We start from the raw sequence: 24145 nt of genomic DNA on the forward strand, positions 1-24145 counted from the left end.
CTCTTTTTCTTACGGTTATCACAACTTGTTGACCTCCTAGCTATTGATCTTCTTTGGAACTAAACTTTTTTTTAAAACTATATTTCCTTGTTGAATAGTATGCGTCAATTCATGCGCTAGTAAATGTTTTCCTTGACTAGAATCTGGATTGTATTTACCCGAATTAAAATACACATCATTCCCATGAGTAAAAGCTTGTGCGCCCAATTTCTTATTTAAGGAAACTGACTCCTGATCTGTATGTATATTGACATTACTAAAATCCACCCCAAAAGATCCTTCCATTTCAGCCTTAGTATGGTTTGCCATTCTTTCTCCTTTACCCGACTTACTTGAAATTTTATTCGCTACAGCTGCACTAGCAGTGTTAGGCGTACTTGAATTACTTTTCGCTTGTAATTCCTCATCCTTATCGGTTCCTGCCATTCCCATTTTTTGAATAGGTTCCTCTTCTTCATTATCCATTTTATTCAGCATTTCTTCTTCAGGACGTTCCATACGCTGTATTTCAGGCTTTTCTTGTATCAATTTATCCTCTTCCATACGTTGTTCTGCTGTCCCCAACTTTTCATCTTCAAATGGCGTGGCGAGTGATTCGCGTTGTATAGAACTTATTTCTTTATTTTGAATAACTGGTTTAGAAATGGATTTATTCACCACGGCATCAGCCATAGTATCTGCTTCCTTTTCATACTTATCTCCTGGTTCCCCTACTGTTAATTTTGTTTGAACAGCTCCTCCATTGGGAATAGTAAAAAACGGCTGCCTACTTTCTTTTGAAAAAAAAGGAGTTCCTTTATGCTCTTTTCCTTCATTATTATGAGGAATCTTATTTCTGCTACTAGAAAATATTGCTTTCATAATTACTCATTTTTACTCTTACACTAATTGTAAACCTACTTGAATTTTTCTAAAAATTCTTCCGTTAAGGCTTGGTAATCTTTAGCTCCATTGGCATTTTTATCATAGGAAAAAACATCTTTCCCTTGCTCTTGCGCGTTGGCTAACGAAATATTACTCCGTATAAAAGTGTTAAAAATCATCTTTTGCGAAAATTCTTCTTCGAGTTCCAATTTCACTTGCTGATTCATTTTTTTACGTTGATCAAATTTGGTCAATACAAAACCTAATAACTTGATCTTTTTATTCATTTTTTTTACCAATTCAAGGTGCTTCAAAAAACTTCGCACTCCTTTTAAAGGTAAAAATTCTGCCTGGAGCGGTATTAATACATAATGACTACTTACCAAGGCATTTATAGTCAACATTCCCATTGATGGTGGACAATCTATTAACACATAGTCATAGCCTTTTAAAGGTTTTATTAATTGTGCCAATATCTGTTCCCTTCCATATACACTCGCTAATTCTAATTCGGCACCAGCTAAATCTAATGAAGCAGGTATTACATCCAAACCTGAAGCTTCCTGTTTTACATCCATCAATTTTGCAGGCTCTCCAAAGGCTTCTTTACGTAGCACGGTATAAATAGACTGTTCAATTTCATCTGTAATGCCTAGTGACTGTGAAAGATTGGCTTGTGGGTCTACATCAATCAATAACACTTTTTTTCCTTGCTTTTTTAAACCTGCTGCTAGATTGATTACCGTGGTAGTTTTACCTACTCCTCCTTTAAAATTTGCTACTGAGATTACTTTCATATCTAAAACTACTACAAATTAAATTTTACCACCAGACACCTCTCTACAATTTAGCTAAAAATCAACACTTTAGCACTACATTACGTAATTACTTACTAGCCTAATTTCCCATTAAAATACTCATTGGCCTTATCCCAAACTGCGCAACCTACTTTATAACCTAGCCTGCGACCTTCCATATCTCCTGCTTTAAAATGAATACCTCCATAAAGTCTTGAAATACCAGCTTCGTTTGCCGCATCCTTAAGTACTTTCCATTCTAATGTAATATTTTCACATGGTGTACAACCGGGTTCTATTTTAGAACCTCCCTTGGGAATCGTTACCGATTCTCCATACCTACTTTTGTTACAAAATGAGGTCAGCACCTCTTCTGCAGCAGCGCTAAACGTACTATGCCCCGACACATACTCGGCAAAAGGAGGTGTTGGAATATATGGAATCCAATTTTCGCCTTCAATTTCTTTTGTGCCCTCACATGGGCCTCCCCATGCTTTGATTGTTTTACCTCGATATAATTCTCGAATGGCTGATATTGGCCGTACATAATCATAGGCTACTTTACTATCCCATGCGGCAATACCTGCATCTAATAAGGCATTGGATAGCACAAAAAACATTTTGATATCAAAAGCGTTTTTATGATGATACTTGTTTGACAAATAACGAGCCTGTCGGCAACATTGTTCTGGAGGTGTTGCTGATCGATTTAAATCGCCATCCTTGGGACTGTCTTCAAATTTATCCTCATGCATCCCCGCCCAAAACTCGGCTATTAGTTTTTGTTCATCTGTTAAACAAGCACTATGTTCCAATATCATATCGGCTTGTGCCTTATATTCTTTATCGCTACATGTTATAGGCGATGGGGGTCTAAACTCACCTCCCCATTCCAAAGCAAATGCTTTGACTAATCCCCAGTGTGGCGTTAAAAATTGTTGTGGCTTATGATTTATTAACAAAGGCTGCCAACGATCTTCGTATTTGAGTGGCTGTGGAATGGGTGGATTTACTGGGCAATAATTCGTAAAATCCACATACCGACCATCCTCCAATGTACCATACTGATTGGCAAAATCGCCTAACCGGCAATCAATGATCAACTTAGCACATAAATTCCCTAAACCTGCGGGGTTTGTAGGTTCTAAATTTCTATCGTCGGGATCAAAATTAAGCGTACACATAAAATCACGAAATATATTTTTCTTTTCGGCCGGTAAGTCCAACCAAAACAAGGCTTGTAATACAGTAAATGCCGCATGACTATAGGTGATTTCTCTATTTTTAGGATTACACTCAGCACTAGGGCGTTGTAATCGCCTACCTGTAGTAGTACTTACCTCATCACCACTGTTATTATAATTAGTCCATGCATCATACATCGCCGTATGTACCATTGCTAAGGCGCGAGAAGCTAACGTTGGTGACATGTTTACATAATGTATGGCATCGCAGGTTAAACGGTTCCAAATTTGGACTTCGGTCGGTGTGTAATTTTTGTTTGTTGCCATGAGTGCTGGTTTTTGTCTAATTATTATATCCCTCTTCGCCTAATTTTTTATAATCGATCATTCTTACTATTATTATCATCATTAAAAACACCTACTTGTGTTTTTGTACTGCTATTACTTACAGAGTTATACACCATTTAAAGCAGAAGTTCTTTTTACTCTTGCCATCACTAGTTGTAGACTAGCCGCTCAATGTCATTAAAAATAATTAACCTTTTAACTCCCTTAAAAGTTGCGCTTCCTCTTCTTCAGTAAGCCAGTTTCCAAATGGATTAACTTCCCAAAGTATTTTAGTTCTATTTTTTTCTGACAAATCAGTTTCATTTTCGACATAATATATTTTATGTATACCTAATAATTTAGTTTTCTCCAATAAAGGCACTGCGTTTTCTCTTTTAAAAATGGTCAAGTTTATATAAGAATAAATAATGTTATTATATTCTGGGTCAACCGGGTTTTTGATAAAACTGTTAATCTCATCCCATCTTTTATCAATTGAAACATCGCTATTTTTATCTAATGAAACGACATAGTAATAATGATATGCACCATTCTCATCTGTTCCCACAAAATCGGACCCAACATGTTCTACTTTTTGCTCAGTTTTTTTATCCCCTAATTCATTAAAATTTTCATCAATTTTACGATTTAGAAGATTACTCAACCATAATTCTCCTTTGATAATATTCTTAAATACTTCATGTGGATCATTTGTTTCTGGCAAAAAATCAATCTTAAAACCATAATCACGTTCTATTACTTGAAAAGAAGATGGAATTTTAGCATGCTTAATTAACTGATACGCAATAGGAAAATTTCTAAGAAAAATTTCATCATTCTTATTAAAACAAAGACCAGTTAAATGCCCAAAAGTTTCTTTTGGTGGCAACGGATATTTTAATGCTTTTGAATGTATTTCAATAGGAGTGAATAAGGCATACAAATTAAGATCATTTTGCACTATACTATGAAGTTCGTCCACTAATATTACGAATTCTTTTAATTCATTTTGTAACACATCTCCATTGAGGTTGATTAAAAAATCTATATTCAACATGTTTTTATCAATAAAAAATTCAATTTTGTTATTGATTTCTTTTCTATTGTCGGCTATAGAATAAAATCCTTCATCTTTAATTTTCAATACGTTGTCTATACCGCTATCGTTATTTACTTTTACAACTTCAAAATCATCATAAAAATCATTTAGGGTAGTTACTAATGATAATTTTTTTATAGGTTTTAAAATCCTTTCTAAGACATTAGTTTTTTTAAACCACAACGTGTTGTTATCTTTAAATTTAATCACAAAATGTATGAACACATATTCTTCCATTAAACTAGTTTTTTAATAAAAATTTCACCTTCCCACTGAGATTTCCAGGGACTATTAAATCTCTTTTCCATTTCACTTTGGCATCCTCATTCATAAAATGATAATTAAGCCCTTTTATTTCATCACTTCTAATTCTATCTAAATATCTCCTAAACTGAGCCTTATCACTTCTTGAAGGACCAGCATCTTTATGCGATTTCATTTCAATTTCTGTCCCAGTTCTTTCATTATTCTCCTTATCTCTCATCTCATTGGCATCGGCTCTTCTATCTCTTCCCTCATCATCTACAAAAACATCAGCATGCTCATCCGATACGTTATCTGATAATCTATTCCATGCTTCATAAATATTTCCTTTTAAACTACTTAAAATACCTCCTGTATTTTCCACGTCATCTATGTTAATCGCAGCTGCCCTATTTAATATTACATCAATGGTTTCTTTATTTGATCTTGTCTCATCGGGGCCTTTTGCAGCACTAATTATTAACTCTCTCATTTTCCTCCTGCGTGCATCTGGATTCGACCCTTTAAGCGTTCCTGGAACATTTGCCGCATCAAAAAATCTATTATATACTTTGATTTTATCTTCATCACTCATTTCTTCACCTCCTGTATAAGGAATAATTTCCTTAGCTTTCCATGCTTTGTTAAAGCTAGGGAAATCATTCTCGACAACTTTATTTTTTAAGTTATCAGCAGAAAATTCATGTTTCACTAGTCCTTTACTAGTTTGTTTAGGTTTTTCAACCTTTTTAATTAATGCTTTAAACATACCTTTGATATATTTTGCTTTAACTTTGTCATTCTTTTTAACAGGAACTTTGGTGTCATCTTCCTCCTCCGCTGGCAAAGGAGTCGTAACCTTATCTTGCTGCCTAAAAATCACATTATAGTCATAGGTCTTATTTTTTAGCACAGGCGTAATAGACTTAATCACTGGATGTTTTTTCTTAGCACTACTAGCTGTCTTTTTGGCTTCTTCATCAGATACTTTTCCATCTTTGGCCATTTGTTTTTCAACCTTTGGAATCGCTTTTTTGGCATCCTTGCGGTCTTTTTCGGTATAATTGCCATCTTTTTTCTTCTTCCCTCTACCAAATAACTTCTTTACTTTCTTTACAATAAAATCAATTGCTTTGCGAATTACCTTATCAATAGGTTTTCTGATTTTTTGGATGATCTTTTTAATGGCTCTTCCAATAGCCCCTATATTTAATAACCTGGCTACAAAACTTAAAATCACAGGTATGCCCTGAGCCATGGCTTTTTCAATGAACGCTGCTGCGGCACTAATGTTACCAGCTGCTATTTTTGCCATAGAGCTGAATATCGAATTTACAAAATCTGCAATCCGTTGCCAATTTTCCACAAAAAACATCACCCCATTGTATATAGCTAATGCGGCTTGTACCAATGCACCTGCGGGGTTTAAAAAACTTAGTATTTTTATGATCCCTTGCTTTACTAATTCGGTAATCACCCAATTGCGAATACCCCCCATAATGGTTTGCTTAATCTCTCCTGCTTTTTCTTTAAGCATCTCCCAAAGTCCCATAGGTCCTTGAGTGATTAATGTTTTTACAATCGTTACCCCTGTTTCTGCTGCTTTTACCAAAGGTTCACCTACTCGTTTTACTAGTTTTTGTCGAATGCGGTCCCAGGTGACTCCCATAATCTGTAGTCCCAAATGCAAGACTCCTTTAACATCAAAATTTTGAGGAATCTGAATTGGCAAATCCCCCATTGCTCCTGTTAACCAATTTGTCAACCCACCTACCAAGTGGTTTTTAATATTATTTCTAAATTTGAAAACTCCTCCTTTTACTGCTCTTATCAAATTATTCAAAAAGGCTATAGGGTCTCCTACAATAGTCCAGAAGGTATTTCCTGCTTTTCGTAAAATCTCCATTACCTTGGCCCCCATAGGACCAGCCATACGTAAAAAGCCTTCTAATACAAATTCTGCTACTTTTTTAACTACCTTTTTTGCTAGGGTAAGAATTTTGGCCAAAATTGGAGCAAATATGGGTTTGATTTTAGTATTAAAAGCATCTATAGAGCTAAATACATCTCCAACCGATAAAGAGGAAGCTGCCGTTGTAAAAGCATTTTTAATTGACGTCCAACTTAATCCCAGATTAGAAAGTTCGCTTTCTAACCAACTAAAAGCATTGGTGATCATTTGGGATTCTTCCAGTTTCATCCACAGATCATGCCCCCCAGGGATTAAACCGATAAAACCTTTGATCAAATTAGGGCCATTGCGTTCTACAGCATTACCTGTAACAATATCTTTACCTAAAATTACAGTTAGCAGCGTATACCCGGGTATACGTTTTAGAATTGGAGATATTTTACTTAAAATCCAATCTACTCCTCTAGATACGGTTTCTACTACGGCACTACCAACCCTCCTTACACCAGACCAAGCTGCTCTTCCTACATTTCTGGCAGCATTCCATAATCTACCAAAAACACCTTGTACCTTAGGTGCTGTTTTGTGATAACTTTGTTTTGGTTTAGTTCTTACCGCTGCACCCTGTTGAACAGTATGAGTTAGTTCATGTGCTAATAAATGTTGTCCTGAACTCGTACTTGGATTATATTCGCCTTTATTAAAATAAATATCGCTGCCATGAGTGAAAGCTCTTGCTCCTAATTCTTTATTCATATTATTAGCCTGCGATCCTGTATGAATTTTCACTCCTGAAAAATCCGCACCAAAACCAGACTCCATCGAAGATCTTGTGTCATCGGGCAAACTACTACCACTACCTTTAGAAGCGTTTAATTTTGATTGTAATTCCGATGAGGCTGTCTCATCAGCATCATTTTCACCATTAGTATCTTCTTGTTTTTGGAGTCCATCACTAATTATTTTAAGTTGCACCGGCTCTTCTTCTTCGGGAGGTTTTTCTTCGGTTTTCTTTAGCATCAACTTGGGTCGTACCTCATCTTCATTAGATTTTGCCTCTTCTTGTTTCTGTAGGCTATCACTACCCATTTTAAGTTGTACCGGCTCTTCTTCATCAGAAGGTGAACCTCCATCAGTCATGGTTACTCTTTGCAATTCTTCATCCGTTTCAGAGACTTCGTCCTCTTTTTGTTGAAACTCATCTTCCGATGCTTCTGTAGTTAAAGATGGCTGTATGATAGATCTAACTAATCGCTTGGTTTGCACATCGGCATCAGGTTGCTCTCCATTACTTTCAAAAATGGATTTTTGTTGTAGCTCGGTATCGGTTTCAGAAAGTTCATCTTCTTTTTTCTGTAGTTTTTCTTCCTGATCGCAATGATTACACTTTGCTTGTACTGTGGGTGTTGATGAAGAAGCAATTCTATCTTGGGAGGTTGGATTACTAAGACGTTGTACCACTTTATCGGCCATGGCATCGGCTTCCACCTCGTACTTATCATTTGGCTTTCCTATTTTGAGTTTTGGTTGAATTGTAGTTGACCTAAAAAAAGGCGTTGAAATCGCATTAGATGTAGCAAAAAAATCACCTTGCCCTTCTTTAGTAAAGAAAGGTTGCCGCTTTGTTTGAACTGTATTTGTTGCGGTAGTACTCTTATGTGATATTTCTGCTACTTTCAATTTTTTTCTATGTCATTCAACCTTTAATTCTTTTTTTATATTCGCATCATTCACTTTAGAAGCTTTTTTGTCTTTTCCACAACAGTGTAGCCCTACTGCCTCGAGCGCTTCAGCTATATATTCATAACTTTCTATTCTGCCTGCATCTGTTTGATCTTTAATTTTATCTATGGGGGTTTCTATATTTATGTATCGTAAATTATTTATTTCCGATTTTCTGCCAGCCAAAGTTGCTGACAAACCCAAGGCCCTAAATACTATTCCAATGGATTTTGAAATTGAAAGCATCAAATCAATTGGTAATGCACCTAAATCAGACATGCTATTTATGTTCCCCATACCTTTTAAAAGCATTCTAATTTCTTTGGTTCTTTTTTCTAAATCATTTAATCCTTCTTCTTTTTCTTTAGCTGATTTTTCCACTATTTTTTTTTCAAGTATGACAAATAGCGTTGATAAATCTCCTGCAGATTCACTTTTACTACTTTTTAATTTCGAGGATTCCAAAACAACATTGATTTTTTCTTTCTTCATTTTATCAAAATCTGTTTCATTGGTCACCCACACCACTTTATCTGGATCAGATGGTAAACCTATATGGCACTTCACTAAATCATTAGAAAAACACCAACGGTAAATATTTGTTTTTCCTTTTTTATTTAATTGCCCTGCAGTTTTAGCATTAAATTTTTTTTCTAATTTTTCTTTCAACTTATCAAGTTCCGTTGCTCCTTTTTTTTCATCTGTTTTGTCAATATCCAATCCTTTAAAACTGGATTTGGATCTAGAGGAATTCCTATAAAGTTCAGTATCATCTATAGAATTATTGTGTAGGGCTATTACTGGTAATGCAAAGCTTTTTGAACCTTCCTTTACTGTTCTAAAAAACTGCATTTGAGTATAGGTTTCTATCTCATCCTTTTTCTTTGAATTTTCTAGTTTTTTTAAATCCTTATTAATCCCCTTATCTCCAGGATCATATAAATATTTCTGAGCAATATCTTTTGGAAACAGCGAATTAGGGTCATGTGAGTTAGATTGGTATTTCCCTTTATCTTTCCCCCATTTTATTTTTGAACACCCCTGGTTAGGTAAAATAATCTTTCGATCCTTCCAACTTTTATTATCTAATAAAATCAAATTGTAGGAACAATATTTATGCAATAAATTGGCTGTCAACATAGCATTCTGTTCATCATTATGAATAACAATAAGACAGGCACATGGATCCCCATTTATGGATTTGGATATTTTTAATTTCATAGCATCTTTAGCTACCGTATCCTTATCCGCTTTTATACTAGTACTTGTTTCTGTTTCACAATCGGCTTTGGTATCATAACTTTTTCGTTGAATACTTTTCGAGCTCCCTTGCTGAATGGTATGCGTTAACTCATGTGCTAATAAATGCTGTCCTGTATTTGAACTGGTATCATATTTCCCTTGATTAAAATAAATATCATTTCCATGAGTAAATGCTTGAGCTCCTAACTCTTTATTCATTTGAATTGCATCGCTTCCTGTGTGTACTTTCACCTTATCAAAATCAGCACTAAAAGCACTTCCCATACTTGATTGCACCCCTAGAGGTAAGCTGTTTCCTTTTCCTTTACTTGACTCTAAACTATGTTGTAAATTAGGAGTAGAATCTAATGATTGTGTCTCTTTTAACTGTAATTTTTCTTCTTGTTCACAGGCTGTACATTTGGGTTGTACCATGCCATCTAATTTAGTTTGAACAGCAGTCTCTTTTTCTATAGTACTTTCAAAAATTGGTTTACGTTGTACATTTATTTCTTCTTTCTTTTGTAGTTTTTCTTTTTGTTCACAATGATTGCATTTTTTTTGGACTACTGATTTTTTTTGCCATAGTTTAAAACTATCACCATTAACCGAATTATCCTTATTATTGGAATCATTTAAACGCTGAATCACTTTATCGGCCATAGCATCTGCTTCTATTTCATATTTATCATTTGGCTGACCAATAGTAAGCTTGGGTTGAATACTAGTGTTTGAATAAAAAAAAGGAGTCGTATTTTTATTTGGGTTAGCAAAAAAATCCCCTTGCCCTTCTTTAGTAAAGAAAGGTTGCCGCTTTGTTTGAACTGTATTCGTTGCGGTAGTACTCTTTTTATGTATTGTATTAACTACTTCCAATTACACCTATTATTTTTCTACTTTTTGATCACTGTATTCATTCTTTTCCTTAAAAACTGCCCACTCTTTGGGTTTTCCCAATTCACTCTACTTATTTTTTGTTTTAAGACCACCGTATCCTTAATTGCGGATGGGTTTTTACTAATCTCTTTTTGAGTTTCGGCAATCTCTTTTATATCTTGAATAGTCTGCATCTTCATTAATTCTTCTTTTTTATTTTCTAAAACCAAACTATCCGTACTCGTTGTTTCTAAAATTTTCAATTCTTCTAAAGCGGCTTGCTTATCCTTTACTGCTCTATTAGTTAAATTAATAGCCTTATCTGTTTTTCCTAGCAATAAATAAGTTTCGGCTACTAACTTGTAATCCTCTGTAGAAGAAGCTTTTTTTTCTAATTCTTCAGCCAATACCATCAATTCTTTTTGAGCTATCGTATCATCGGGGTGCGTAATTACATTATCGGCCTGCTCCTTTAAGGCGACTCTCTCTTTTTCAATTTTAATTTCCTTAATACTAACACTAATCTCTTTTATGCTTGGGTACCCCATCATGATTATAGGAATAGGAAAAAACCACAATAACTTTTTTATTTCTTCTTTTTTAACAATAAAATACACCAAAGCTCCGCACAATAGCAGAAACAAAAAGGCTCCTAAAAATAGTAGCACAATTTCAAATAAATCTAAATTATCAAGTAAGTCCTTCATGTTTTCTTATTATGATTCCTTTACTAAATCCACTCTACATATAGTACTTCTTCCATCCATGGTAATTTTATAATACTTATATTCCATGGTAATCGATTTAATAAAATGTCTAGTGTTTTTCTTTCTACTATTAATTTCCAGCCTGTTTCTTGCTTATCTAATTTCCCTTCTCTACTTAAAAAACCTTCTCGTAATCCATCGGGTGATGTACTCCCCAAAGCTCCCCAATGATCTATGGCTGCTGTAAGCAAATTGGTAGCCTCTTCTTTTTCTTCTTTGGTAATCGTTATTGTATGATCTACTGGTAAATTGGCAGGTATTCCGCATAAAAATTTTGGCAATACTAGCTCATATTCAAAGGCTTTTTCTTTAGCTGTGGCTAGAAAATGAATTACTAATACCGCCTTACTTTGACAATAAGAATCAGTGAACTCACTCCCAGTTATTAAATCTAACTTTTCAAACAAATGCTTTAAAAAAGGATGAATCAAAACAATTCCTGCATTTTTAAAAAACTGAGGCAATTCATCCAAGGCTTCTTTTTTTTCAAAACTCTCTACCTCTTGTTCCGCTATACTGGCATGTTGTATGTTTATCAATTTCACTTCTGCTCCTTCATTAAAAATAGGGGCTTTGGATACGGAATCTGATCTATTTTTTGTTTTACTTTTATTTAAAACAAAAGTGTATTCTTCTTTAAGTAATACATTTATAAAAGCATATTTGTTTTGATGTAGCTCAATATGTTCTTTAAACAAGTCTTTGGATTGCCCTATTTGTGAGTTACGAATGACATGTATTCCTAGGGAAATTGTGTTCATTTTTTCTCTTTGCAAAATCACACATTCAAAAATTAATTGCCAAGCTTTAATTTCAAAAGCTCTATAATTAGTAAACACCAATTTTAATGCGGGTTCCTTAAAAAGAATATTGAGCTCTTTAAAAAACTCAATTAACTTTGTTTGTGAAATTGTGGTATATAATTCTACAATAGAAATTAAATTTTTAGTAGTATGCTGAAGTATTAATCGTTGTAGAGCCATTGGATATTTGGCAACCACTTTTTTTAATGCACTAACCGCATTTATATCTACAGCCAATGTTTCCAATACCAATTCTAACCAATTGCTTTCGGGTAAAATCGTATAGGATTTAAAGGTGCCTTTTTGCAACCAATGTAACCATAGTTCAAAATAATACCTCCTAATGGATTGGTGTTTATTGTTATCCTGTATAACCTCAACTGCATCTTTTTCAGTTGACTTTTCTTTCAAATATTGCTTAAGATACGCTTCTTTTTCCTTGGCAGATAATTGTAATTCCCGAAGAAAAGAAGGTTCATTTATCCCCCTTTCATTTTTGGAAGCACTTCTTGATACATCTTTTTTATTTCCCCTTACTTCTTTTAATTTATTTTTAATTTCTTGAGTTAGCAAGGCTACTATTTTATTTACAATATTATTTATAGTAGCTGCATTGCTTAAGTTAATTTCACCAATATTTAATGTGATGCTATCAATACTTACCACTTCATTTTCACTCACTAAACGATCAAACAATTTACTTAATTCGGGTAACAAAACATTCCAAACTAACTCACTCAAGTGTTGCTGCATTGAATAAACAGGATCGGATGCTTTTACCTCCAATTCCAAAATCTGCTTTCCTATGAGATGATTATTTGCCATTTTATGAGTTTACTAATTGTTTTACTTGAGCAAGCATTTTAGTGTTCGTTACTTGCTTTACCTCTTCAATATTCCACTCCTTATAAATTACTTTCCCTGTAAGTCCTTTTTCGTTTAATACGTTTAAGCTGGATTTTAAAAGATCTATATCACCTGTAACTAATTCTTGTTTTTGATTCATTACTAATTGATCTAGCAAATGCCAAGTCGCATTTTTTAGCAAGCCTAAAAAGCCCGCAATATTGTTATCCTTTTGTAAACTATAGCGTTTAAAAAAGTTAACTAACTGTACATAAGCTGTTAGTGTTGGTGTATTTTTAAGAAAGAAAACAGTACGCTCATAACTTTTCGTTTTCTGCATATCTTCATTAGAAAGTACTTCTATATTTTTAAGATACTTTGGTTTTCTTTTTCTAACTAAAGCCAATAAATCATGCTCTTTTATTTCTTTTTTAGCTGCTTTTTCTGTTTTCTTTTTAATTACTTTTTTGGATGTTATTTTAGTAACATTTGAAGCATTATTTTTTGGAGTCCCATTAACTTTTTTCTTTTTTTGCTCTAATACCTCTTCTGCTTTTACTACTGCTAAACTATCTTCCTTTGTTGATGACATTAACAGGGCCTGAGCTTCATTAAATTGTGGTAAATCAGTTAGGGTTCTTTCACAACAAGACCAAAATATGCTCCCCTCTGTATCATTAGGCAAGCAACATTCATCATCATTTATAAACTCATTTGAGTTACAATCACAATCATTTTGAGCCTCTGCTGATGTTTCACATACGGGCTCCGACTTTAATGTTTTTATACAATCCACTAAAGCACAAATAGGAAGACCTTTTTCTGGCTCGCACCATACTTGTTGCCCTACATCTACCTCATCTTCAATATCTTTTTTTGGAACTTGTTTCCATGTTAACCATCTTCTGTATTCATCTTCGAACTTGCACATATCCTTTGGACTTAACCATAAAATATGTAGCCCTACTAATGCCGGAGCTTCTTTGTATAGTAATTTTTCAAAAGCCTCTCGTGATTGTTTTGTTCGGAAACGTTTTACCCATGAAGGCAGTGCCAGCGTAGCCCAAAAAGAATAAGGATCCGAACCGGGTAGGTAATAAATAGTATTTATAGCCGTATTGTCAACGCATGGATCATTTTTATCCATATCTGGTTTCCACGGAATTTCACAACAATAATCGGGGCAAATGGGAAGTAAACAACTTTTTGTTTGAAGCACGTCATCACCTCCTAACACAAAAGAAGAGCTACATTCACCAATATGCTTTGGTCGTAATAAAATATGTTCCAACAAGTGCATCCCTGTATTGTCTACACATGCCTTAGTTCTTTCAATAGCATCTTCCACCTCTTGCAAACAATTATATTGTTGTGGATGATAAGCTAACTCCCTGCTAGGGTCTACTATTTGAAATGAATACGGTCCATATTTAGCTTTGGAAACACACTCAACTGTATAAGTCTTGTCTGCTATTAATTGACAAAATTTCTCAAACTCCAATAAAGCTTCCGAACAGCAAGAGTAGTATTTTTTACTTACAAAGGGATAAACTTCTTTACAAGTATTAGTATCCTCTTCTCTAGGTATGGTATCCTCATCACAACCACAAGGGCGTAAACCTGTTTCCGAAACCATAGTGTCATTTGCAGACCAATACAATCGGAATCCATAACCGGCTGTTGTTTTATAAATAGGGAAACGGTTTATCAAGGCATAAAATGCATCAATATCATTATCAAACAGCTTTATTAATTCATCCTTTTTTTGAAAGCCTTTTATACTTTCAATAATACACTGCTTAAGCTCATTTTTCCCATTAGCCTGATCCTCACAAATTTTAATACACTGGCGTATTTCATTAACTAAATCACAATTACTTTTAAAGCCTTCTTTTTGTGGATTAACCAAATGAGTAGCCGGCGCTGCTCCTACAGGAGTTTCTACATTTGTTTCAAAAAATAAGCCCGAAGAAAAAAGTTTCCAATCCAAACCTTCTAAAATTGAAGACCATGTAGTAATTTGTTCATCTCTATCACCTTTATCATCGTACCAGCAACTATGATTAGCCACGTAATACTTAGGCGATACTATTTTAAATTTCCAATAATCTTGATCACAAACTGGAATATAATTTTGAGTATCCTCGGCGGCATATATAAATTCGCGTAAACCCCCTGGCATACAATCATTGCACGAATCTAGCTTTTTAGGAAAAGCATTATCCCATGCTTCGGCTTCACTTTTAAAATTACACGCGCTTTCGGCCAGTACTTCAATAAGTCCTACATAAAATTTGCCCTTTTCACATAACAGTCTACAATTATTAGACGTTCCAGCTAATACATAAAAATGTTGATAAGCTTCAATTGCTTCATCAATGCTAGAAAAACGAGCCACACTATCCCACAGTGGGTTTCCTCCTGCCTCTTCTGCATGTGTACTTATACAATCGCCAACATCAATACGTTCCTCTTCTTTTACAACCACTCGGTATTTGTAATACACACGTACTTCATTGTCTTCCGCTACTTCAACTTTGTATATGGGAAATAACTCCGCCAATTGAACATAAAATTCAATCAACCCCTGTCCTTTCTGTGCTGTTTTTCTTTTGTTTGGTATTACTGCTATAAATGCGTCCGTTTCACAAGTATTTGATTCATGGTCATAATATTGTTCAACAATACTAATTTTACCCCTTTTGATATACTGATTTGTATTTCTGGCATAAGTAATAACCTCGAGCCATTCTTTTTCCCAAGCCCCTTCTGCTTCCTCCGCTGTTTTATAACCTACATAACTTATTAGAACAAATTCTTCTTCTTCATTTGTATTAAAACACACCTGATAATGAAATTTATCTTTATCCATTTCGGGACAAATTACAATAGGTTTATCGGGACATTTTTTTAATTGAATTGGTGGAATAACATCACAAATAGCTCTTTTAAGTTGTAATGCATTTTCTTTTTCATAACATAAACTTGGATGTATTGCTAATGGCATATTCTTTTTTAAAAATCGCCATTCATATGAAATCTGTCCATCTTGAGCCATATCCGAAATAGTAAAATCATTATTCGGAGTTTCACTATTTACATAAGCATTACTTATATACTTTTTCAGCTGCTCGGCTTCACTTAAACTTGCTTTTTCCGAAGCACTTATTGCCAATTTAGTAGTATCATCTGGTATACTGCTTTTAGTAAATTGAGTTGCTACAACCGATGCTTTATCATACAATGTAAACTCTCCACTCCCCTTACTTTTTTTAGTTTCTTTTAATGTTAATTGGGGTAATTTATCAACAAACTCGGTATATGCTTTTTTAGTATCTTCAACTTTTTTATAGGCTTTACTACTTATAAAAAGAGGATTAAACACATTATCTGCATCTGTGTTTCCGTAAATAAAATTAAACGCTGCGGGTATTTTTACCACTTTATAATCATACAACAGTTCCTTACACAATGCTTCGCAACTATGTAAGGCCTCTGTGGCAATTGTCTTATCAAAATCTGATTTTGCTCTTGCTTTAGATGTAAATTCAGACGTTGATTGTAGTACTATATTCCCAGCATTAAAAAGTGACCAATTGTATGTATTCGGTTCTTTTTTTATACGTACTGGGGATTCATTTTTAACTATAAATCGTGCTACTGCATTTAGGGCTTTATTCCTATTTGTTGCAATTTCAAAATGCTCTGGTGGCATCATTAAAAAAGAACCATCCGTATCACGTAATAAAAAACTATATTCTGGATTTCCTTCATCACCCGATTGTAAATAGTTTTTTTTATCTCCACCTAAACTAAAGGCTTTTTCGAGGGCTAACAACGCCTCTTTTTTTGAATGATATACGTCATAACTAATTAATGAAGCGTCTTGTTCATTTAGTTGCACCTTAAAGCCTACTTTATCAGCCACCTTTTCAATACTCGGCTTTGTATTTCGTTTTCCAAAAGCTATAGTACTTTCTTCAATAATCGTTTTTAGTTCCTTTTCAGGAAGTAAGGCTAGTGCTATAATCTTTTTCTTTTCATTTTTTAAAGCCAACTGATTCCCTTGCTGCACTACCTCATAATTTTTGGCATCACTCCCCAATACTTTAGCCCTACGCCAAGCATCAGTCGCCTTGCTTTTATCCGGATAACACCCCACACCTTCAAACATCAATTTACTTCCTGCAATGTTTAATTTCCATTTGTAAGCGGAATCATGTTGGGTTAAATATGAATCTAATGCGCCTTCATTTAACACATTTTCCCAAGCTTCATTTACCGAAGAAAAAGTGGTAGCACTCATTCTATGCTCCTTGCTTATAGGATGCTGAATGTGCCATTTCCAACTTTCAAGTGTTTTTATTTCTAAGTTTTGATCTAAGCGATATGCGTCCAAAAAGCAATGTTCGCGAGCCACTGGCAACAAACGACATTCTCGGGATACGGCATTTTCATTTTTAAGTGTTTGCTGCTTTCCTTTTTTTATAAAATCCCCCTGCTTTTTTAATGCTAATGTTTCCGATAACAGACTCGTGCTTCTAGCCACTTCGATCCCTTTATGGTCTGTTAATTGTTGATGAAAATTATATTTTGTAGTCACTATATTTTCTGCCGATGCTTGTGCAGAAAATAATCTACTTATGACCGATCTGTTAAATCCGTTTAAGGTTTTTTCTAACTTTTTGTATGATTTAGGGTCCCTAAGCTGTACTAAAACTTTATTAGCTGCAAGAAGTAATTCTTCCTTACTTTCATAACTACGATTACTTCTAAAAAGTAAATTTCCATTAGCATCATTTAGTACAAACCTGTGACATTCGGTGACTTCGAAATTGCATAAATTTCTTCGCTCATAATTATTTATTCCTGATAATAAGGAGACTCTTTTTTCAAATCCAGAAACATTGTCTGTATTCCATGCTGGCTTTAGATAGTCAAAGGCTTTCCCTCTGTTTCTACTTAAATCTGCAAATTCTTTTATATAACTCGATTGATCTGCAATCCTTTTTTGATCCAGTGTGGTTTCATTTAAGTTGCCTTTGTATTGCAACAAAGTGTAGTCCGTAAAACTTTCGCCAAATCGGGCCAATAAATGATCTAAAAAGAGTTGTCGTCTGGTACTATATTCCTCTTTATTTTCGGTTAATTCCTGTAAAACATCCAAGTAAGAAACAGGATGAAATGCAATCCCAAAATAATGTTGCGTTGCTCCTCCTAAGCTATCAGTAACCAAATTATAACCCGTAACTGTCGAAGCCATAAAAGCTACATTTTTGGCTTTACTCTTTGCTTCATTAATGGACTTGTAACGTTTTGTTCCTACCAGTAGTAATTCACTTGAGGTATTGGGATAAAGCACAAAAAAGCAGCCAAAACGATCTTCCAAAACTTGAATACTATATTTTTTAGAAAAGAAAACATCTACCAATTGATTGATATGTATAGATCGTTTGTTTATGGATTCAAAACTTACCAAATCCACCAAACCACTTTGATGATCACAATAATTACCAATACTAAATTCTGTTCGCGGATGTGCTTCCAATAAAGCTATAGCTTTTTTCCATGCCTCATTATTTTGAACAGGATAGGCCACTACGGAACTCCCGTTTTGAGTTTCGGTAGTGGTATGAAATTTTAATAAACTTTCAATACCTGGTATACTATCTGGTAGTTGCGTAAAATAGGTTTTACAAGCTTCCTCGGTATATTCGGCTTCTGATTTTAATGAAAATAAAGAACGAATATTGGCCAATTGTGACGTATAATTAGCCAATAATTGGTCATAAAATAACAAATAGCCTTTTAATTGTAAAGCTTGTGTTTTTCTTAATAAAGTAGCACTTTCGGCTAAGCCATCTTCCCCTACACCATACACTACTGGAAAGTCATTTTGAATGGAATAAAACTCGCCCAAGTCATCATGATAAACACCCATAGGAATTTCATTATCCAAACTGGTCAACGGAAGTCTAAATTTTTTCCCAAAGGATAATGATTGATGTACTTTTAGTTTATCTAGTTTTATAATTCCTTGCTGGCTATACAAGTCAATACATGAATTTTCTAATAAAAAAACAGGAACCTCATCTTTATTAAGACTATGTGTCCAAGCTAAACTACCCGAACTATTCCCTTTATTTATATGTGCTTTCTTAACTTTTTGAATGCCTTCAATGGCTAAAACCACCGCATACAAATCCGAAAGGTGGATTTTATTTCTTTTTTCTAATTTTTCCAGTTCATCTGTATCAACAAAACCAAAACTTTCTTTGAGATACGGTCTTCCTTCAAAAATAGCATCAATACTTTTTCCTTTGTTTAAAAGTTCGTTAAGCGTGTAATAGTTAATTTCTGGTTGAAAATAATTCCTTACGGCCTTTATAATTTTTGAATACACCTTTTTAGGATCAATACCCAAAGTAATTTCTACCTCCAAACAAACACCAAAGTCAATGGGTTTTAAAATTTCAATTTGGATAAAGTCTTCACATAAATTTCGATGCTCCAACAAGAAGCTTTTAACAGCTTCAATTAATGCCGCTTCATCAATCACATCATCTTCTTTTTCTATATAGACTTTATACAAGCCATTTAAACAAAGCTGTTCATATTCTTTATTAAGTAAACAATCTTCCCTATCATTTATAACATGTAGGGCTTCTTCAAAACTAGCTTCCTCGCCTTCATTAGGTGTACTTGGTGGTGTGCATGTTAAACGATCCATTTGCTGATCAACATACAACGCCACTTCTTGATCTGCTATTTCTAACCAGGCATTTCGAACCCCATCAATTTCTATCAGCAATTTTCGGTAATCGGTAACAGAAACTGGGTTTATAGTCAATATCTCTAAAGGAGTTAAAAAATTATCATCCTGTTCAGAATTATCTTTTTGGGCAATTAAATTTTTAAAAGGCAGGTTCGTTTTATAGCCTAAATCAAGCAATGCATAAATGAGTACCTCCAAAATAGTAACTCCTGGATCATGAACGTTATGATCTGTCCAAATCTTACCTGCTAAATTCCCAATATGTTCCAGACCTTCTCTGCGTAGGCGATCAAAATCTAAATACTCAGGAATATCTGGATCATTTTGCTTAATAACAGCTGCGGTATTTTCTAATAATCCTCCCATTTTATGTCAATTGGTGTACTTTATTAGACTTCAATTTTTGTGTAGCTTCTGCTTCCAAACAGGTCTCTTTCTCATTTTCAACACATATGTTTCCGGGTACTAAAACGCTTCTAGCCGTTAATGGTTTTATAATAGCCCCTTTTTGATCACATAGTCCTGTTAATTCTAACTTCACTATAAAATCCACATACTCTAATTGCTCAACAAAACCAATAATATCTGAATAGCGAACTAATTGACCAAAAGCTAGTTTTTCAATATCACCTAACACCCATGGCGCTAAAAATAGGGTGATATCATCTTTCAGTTTTTTCGTAAAAAAATCAGGAGACTTCCCTCTATGTAATCTTACTTTAATTGCCACATCAACGCCTTCGTACCTTGGGTTCATTATTTTTATACGTGCAAAGGGCGAAGTACGTTTCCGTATATAATCCCCTATTTTTTCCAATAAACTTACCGGTACTTTGGGCACAATTAAGTTCCCTGATTCTAACTTTGCTAAATCGGGTATGACCGTAATTACCACATAACCTGGCGCTACTTCCAAATCACGCTTGTAATCTATAGCAGATAATCCCATAGTATGGGTAATGCATTTGGCTTTTTCAACTTCGGGAAAGCCTTCCAATATAATTTTTTCATAATCGGATAGCATTAATGCCCTCCCTTTATGCTTTAACTGCTCACTTACACGGGTATAAAAATGCCCGTTTACTTCTGGTGTTCTTCCTCCAAATGAAGGATAAATTTGTTCCACCTTTTTAATATTAAAATCTCCATTCACCAGTTTAGCTATGCTTCCTGACGCCAAAGGAGTTTCCAATCTATTTTTATCATTTAGGGGACTAAATCTAGCCGAAGTTTTAGCTGCTTGCGTATGTATACCAATAGTTTCGGCAACTGCTTTGACATTTTTAGGTGTCGATACTTTAATCCAATACAATGAATCGGGCATAACGGTATTCCCTTTGTTAGTAATATCATCTGGGATACTAATACTTGCAATTCCAGATACCGTAAAACGATCTGTTTCATCCGAAATCACATCAAAATCATACTGCAATAATTTCCATTCATTAGTACTTAAATAATGCCAATAAATTTCGGCACGATCCAATTCCGAATCGGCAGTAGCTTCTGCTAATTGAAATAATAATGATAAACTACCTCCGATAGTTATTTTTTCTAAACCAATAAATAGTGTTCCTTCATCATTAAAAAAAGGAAATAAGGTGGGTTTGGTTTCAATATTTTCGAACTTTGATGTGTTTTCAAAAGGATACAAATGTGTAATATCCATATCATTCATTGTCGCTTCTGCCTTATAATCAACAAACAAGGATTTTATAGCAGGTGTATAAGGTTCATTTGGAAGTATGGCATTATCGGCATTATTTGCTATAAAAACAGCTTTAATCTTATCTGCTCTACCACATAAACTTTCGTCAATTTTTTCTAAACCATATGGTGAAAGATCCCCTGGAATATCTGAAGGTATATTGATCGGTGCAAACATTGGAGGTGGAGGTGCTTTTTCAACTTCATCCTGAAGGTCTTCTAGCGTTCCTCCCCACGACTTTATAGCATCAATTCGATCTTCAGACTCATCACATAATGTAATTATATTATCAACCTCATCCTTTATTGTTTCAATAGACTTTGGATCTAAAATATTAGCCAAAGCCATCATTTGTTTGGCCAACACAAATGCATAACTATCATGCTGAAAATCTTCTCCTTTTAATTTTATTCTAAAAAAAGCTTTTCTAGAATTAACCGTTAACGGGGTTAAAGGTTCCTTAGGCATTGATTTAGCCTCATAGGCTGTAATTGGGAAATCCCCACGACTCCACCGATACCCATTAAAATTATATGCTGCATTAATTGCCGGACAAGGAGTGAATCCGTTTTTTGAGGTAAATAATCTTTTATTCACACCACCATCTTCCCATACCCCTTTATCTAAAACACCACCACTAATTTCAAAAACATTTGTAGTGATATTCACCCCATCTTCTAAATTATAAGCTTCATAATACGTTTCAAAATCAACAGGACGGTCCTTCCATTCTACTCCTAAGCGAAATGATTGCCAATTTTTGCAAAAAACCTCTTTTGATCCTATAATAAACGCTGCATCAACTTTCGGTCTTGGACCAAATGGGAACATGGGTTTATTTACATCTTGTAAATTTTCGTCATTTTGAACAATTAAATTTTTAAGCCCGCAAACATTAACTTTAATTTTTGCATCTACTAACTTGATGCCTTGTAAAAAGTGATATGGTGAAATTGAAATTTCTCCTACATTCTTTTTTTCTTGCTTTAAACAACATCCTTTTTTATTGCCATTTTTAGGTCTACCACCAATGATATCATCACAAGTCAACACATTTTCTAACTTTTCAATAACTGGATTGAGTTCTATTTTAACTAAAGGAAACGACGTATTTACATCAATTTTCTCCTTCAGTTTTTCTTCATCAAAAAACACCACCTTAGGATCTTCCTTTGTTAATTTCAACCTAAATATAAACTGGAGATCGGCAGTTGTATTCAAGTCCGAAAAAGGAGGTAAATCAATCACCAAGTCCTCTATCGCTTCTTGTTTAGGAATTACCCAATCTTTTTCACCACTAAAAGACATCAAAAACAACTGCCCCACTTTTGACATGTTTTCTTCAAAAATACCACACTCGCACAATCGTTTTTTTTCATTGTCATTAAAAAGAGGCAAACAACTAATAGGATCCTTTTGTGTTAAAAACAGTTCTAAATTATTTCCTATCACATATACTTCTTCATTACCCAATAGGTTTAGTAAATAATTCTTGGTCTCCTTTGTTATTGTTTCGCAATTTTCAACAGTTTCTTTTTTAAATGAAAATTGTTTTTGAGCTATAATTTCATCTAAATTCTGTTTAATTTTTGCAGCTGAAATACTTCCTTCTGGTAAATTGCAATTCAAACGTATTTCAATAGAACGCTCTCCTTCTTCCAACAACAATACTGGTGAAGACAACACAAAACCTATACGTGCCTTTGGGTGTTCCTCTGCTATTTCCTTCCCTTTTTTTATGTATTTGCTATACTTATCGCCAAGTGTTGCCCAGTTGATTGGTTGATCTTCTTTGAATTTCTTGCCTTTTCCATCTGCTGAATTCGCTACTGGAGCCATATAAACCCCTTCTATATAGGTCTTATCATTATTGTCCGTAATTGGAACTAATGAAAGTGTTCTTACCTCTTTAACCTGGGATTTGTCTACTACCACCTCATGATCTAAACCAAATTGTATATCTTGATTATTGGCATCCTTACTGTCTTTTAATAATAAATCCTTTTTTAATACATATTGCTCTTGATGATTCGCCACTTCAAAAACAATATGTGCTTGATCTGGTACGGCATCTTTAGGAAGCATTTTTAATACTTCTTCGTAAAAAAAGTCTAAATGCTTTTTACTTAACTCATTTATATTGCCTTGAAAATGTTTGAATACTTCTAAAAAAGCAAACAATAAGGCGATATGGGGTTCATGTTTTTGTTGAAGTGAGGCTTGTAATGGTAACAAACTTTCCTCTATATAATTTGGAGCAGCCTCAACAATGGCTTGTACTCCATTTATTATTTTAAGAAATAAGCCATTCAATTGCGCTCCCGCTTTTAACAGCGCTTCTTTTTTTCCCTTTTTAACTTTTTGAATACATCCGTCAATAGCATAAATATCAATCACCTCGAATTGCCAAGGAAGCTGTAAAAAATCATTGAAATTCTTTTTGGATACACATAAATAGTTGACACTTGAATTATGTAAGCCTATAAAAGATTTCATGGCTTCGGCAAACGAAGTTTTAATAATGGCTAGTAACGAATCTGTAAAACTATTCTCTTGCTTTTGTACTGTAGTAAACAATGCTGTTGTAGGTTTACTAAGTTTTGTTTCAATAAAATTAAATAAGGCTTCTAAGGTTTCTTTGGATGGATTTTCTGTAAGTTCTTTATATAATAATGAAAACTGAACTTCCAAATCTTCCACTACTATTTTACTTAATATTGCCAACTGAAATGGCAAACTATTCTTAAAAAAAGTTCCCCAATTATCTATATCCTGAAATTCCCCATCAATTGCAGTATTTCGGTATTGGTAAAAATTAATTTGTTGTGCATACCCACTAATCATATACAAACGATCGGCCAAGGTTTTTCCATCAATAGGTACTGCACTGGGGTCCAATGCTTGTATAAGTCTATCCTTTTGACTTGTCCCCGTACTATTTTTTAAAGGGTGTGCTATATTTGATGGATGCTTCATTTAC

General features: G+C 34.2%; 10 protein-coding genes. All 10 read right to left on the reverse strand.

What is annotated here, in order from left to right:
* Positions 1–36: 36 nt before the first annotated feature.
* On the reverse strand, positions 37–861 hold the full coding sequence (locus KQA_RS0200370) for an eCIS core domain-containing protein (RefSeq protein ID WP_010177184.1): 825 nt from the start codon (positions 859–861) through the stop codon (positions 37–39).
* 35 nt (positions 862–896) lie between these two features.
* Positions 897–1661 (reverse strand): ParA family protein, encoded by a 765-nt coding sequence (locus tag KQA_RS0200375; RefSeq protein ID WP_010177185.1) that lies wholly within the window; start codon positions 1659–1661, stop codon positions 897–899.
* Between the two features lie 95 nt (positions 1662–1756).
* Positions 1757–3172 (reverse strand): vanadium-dependent haloperoxidase, encoded by a 1416-nt coding sequence (locus KQA_RS0200380; protein WP_010177186.1) that lies wholly within the window; start codon positions 3170–3172, stop codon positions 1757–1759.
* Between the two features lie 208 nt (positions 3173–3380).
* Positions 3381–4508, reverse strand: coding sequence for a hypothetical protein (locus KQA_RS0200385; protein WP_010177187.1), 1128 nt, complete (start codon positions 4506–4508; stop codon positions 3381–3383).
* Between the two features lie 4 nt (positions 4509–4512).
* Entirely contained in the window at positions 4513–8106 is a 3594-nt protein-coding gene (locus KQA_RS0200390; protein ID WP_010177188.1) for an eCIS core domain-containing protein, read from the reverse strand.
* 12 nt (positions 8107–8118) lie between these two features.
* Positions 8119–10266, reverse strand: coding sequence for an eCIS core domain-containing protein (locus KQA_RS19350; protein ID WP_010177189.1), 2148 nt, complete (start codon positions 10264–10266; stop codon positions 8119–8121).
* Positions 10267–10283: 17 nt separating this feature from the next.
* Complete coding sequence (locus KQA_RS0200400) at positions 10284–10973, reverse strand: hypothetical protein (protein WP_010177190.1); 690 nt, start codon at positions 10971–10973, stop codon at positions 10284–10286.
* Positions 10974–10996: 23 nt separating this feature from the next.
* Positions 10997–12661: a contractile injection system tape measure protein gene (locus KQA_RS0200405; RefSeq protein WP_010177191.1), complete on the reverse strand. Its 1665-nt coding sequence runs from the start codon at positions 12659–12661 to the stop codon at positions 10997–10999.
* A 1-nt stretch (position 12662) separates the two neighbouring features.
* On the reverse strand, positions 12663–19823 hold the full coding sequence (locus KQA_RS0200410) for a hypothetical protein (protein ID WP_010177192.1): 7161 nt from the start codon (positions 19821–19823) through the stop codon (positions 12663–12665).
* 1 nt (position 19824) lies between these two features.
* On the reverse strand, positions 19825–24141 hold the full coding sequence (locus KQA_RS0200415) for a baseplate J/gp47 family protein (protein ID WP_010177193.1): 4317 nt from the start codon (positions 24139–24141) through the stop codon (positions 19825–19827).
* Positions 24142–24145 lie beyond the last annotated feature (4 nt).

It is taken from the genome of Aquimarina agarilytica ZC1, assembly GCF_000255455.1.
GTDB lineage: Bacteria > Bacteroidota > Bacteroidia > Flavobacteriales > Flavobacteriaceae > Aquimarina > Aquimarina agarilytica.

Bases quoted from the DNA above. Each gene is read 5' to 3' on its own strand.
- KQA_RS0200400 (WP_010177190.1), bottom strand. From the start codon at position 10,973: ATGAAGGACTTACTTGATAATTTAGATTTATTTGAAATTGTGCTACTA.
- KQA_RS0200385 (WP_010177187.1), bottom strand. From the start codon at position 4,508: ATGGAAGAATATGTGTTCATACATTTTGTGATTAAATTTAAAGATAAC.
- KQA_RS0200370 (WP_010177184.1), bottom strand. From the start codon at position 861: ATGAAAGCAATATTTTCTAGTAGCAGAAATAAGATTCCTCATAATAAT.
- KQA_RS0200415 (WP_010177193.1), bottom strand. From the start codon at position 24,141: ATGAAGCATCCATCAAATATAGCACACCCTTTAAAAAATAGTACGGGG.
- KQA_RS0200380 (WP_010177186.1), bottom strand. From the start codon at position 3,172: ATGGCAACAAACAAAAATTACACACCGACCGAAGTCCAAATTTGGAAC.
- KQA_RS0200405 (WP_010177191.1), bottom strand. From the start codon at position 12,661: ATGGCAAATAATCATCTCATAGGAAAGCAGATTTTGGAATTGGAGGTA.
- KQA_RS0200410 (WP_010177192.1), bottom strand. From the start codon at position 19,823: ATGGGAGGATTATTAGAAAATACCGCAGCTGTTATTAAGCAAAATGAT.
- KQA_RS0200375 (WP_010177185.1), bottom strand. From the start codon at position 1,661: ATGAAAGTAATCTCAGTAGCAAATTTTAAAGGAGGAGTAGGTAAAACT.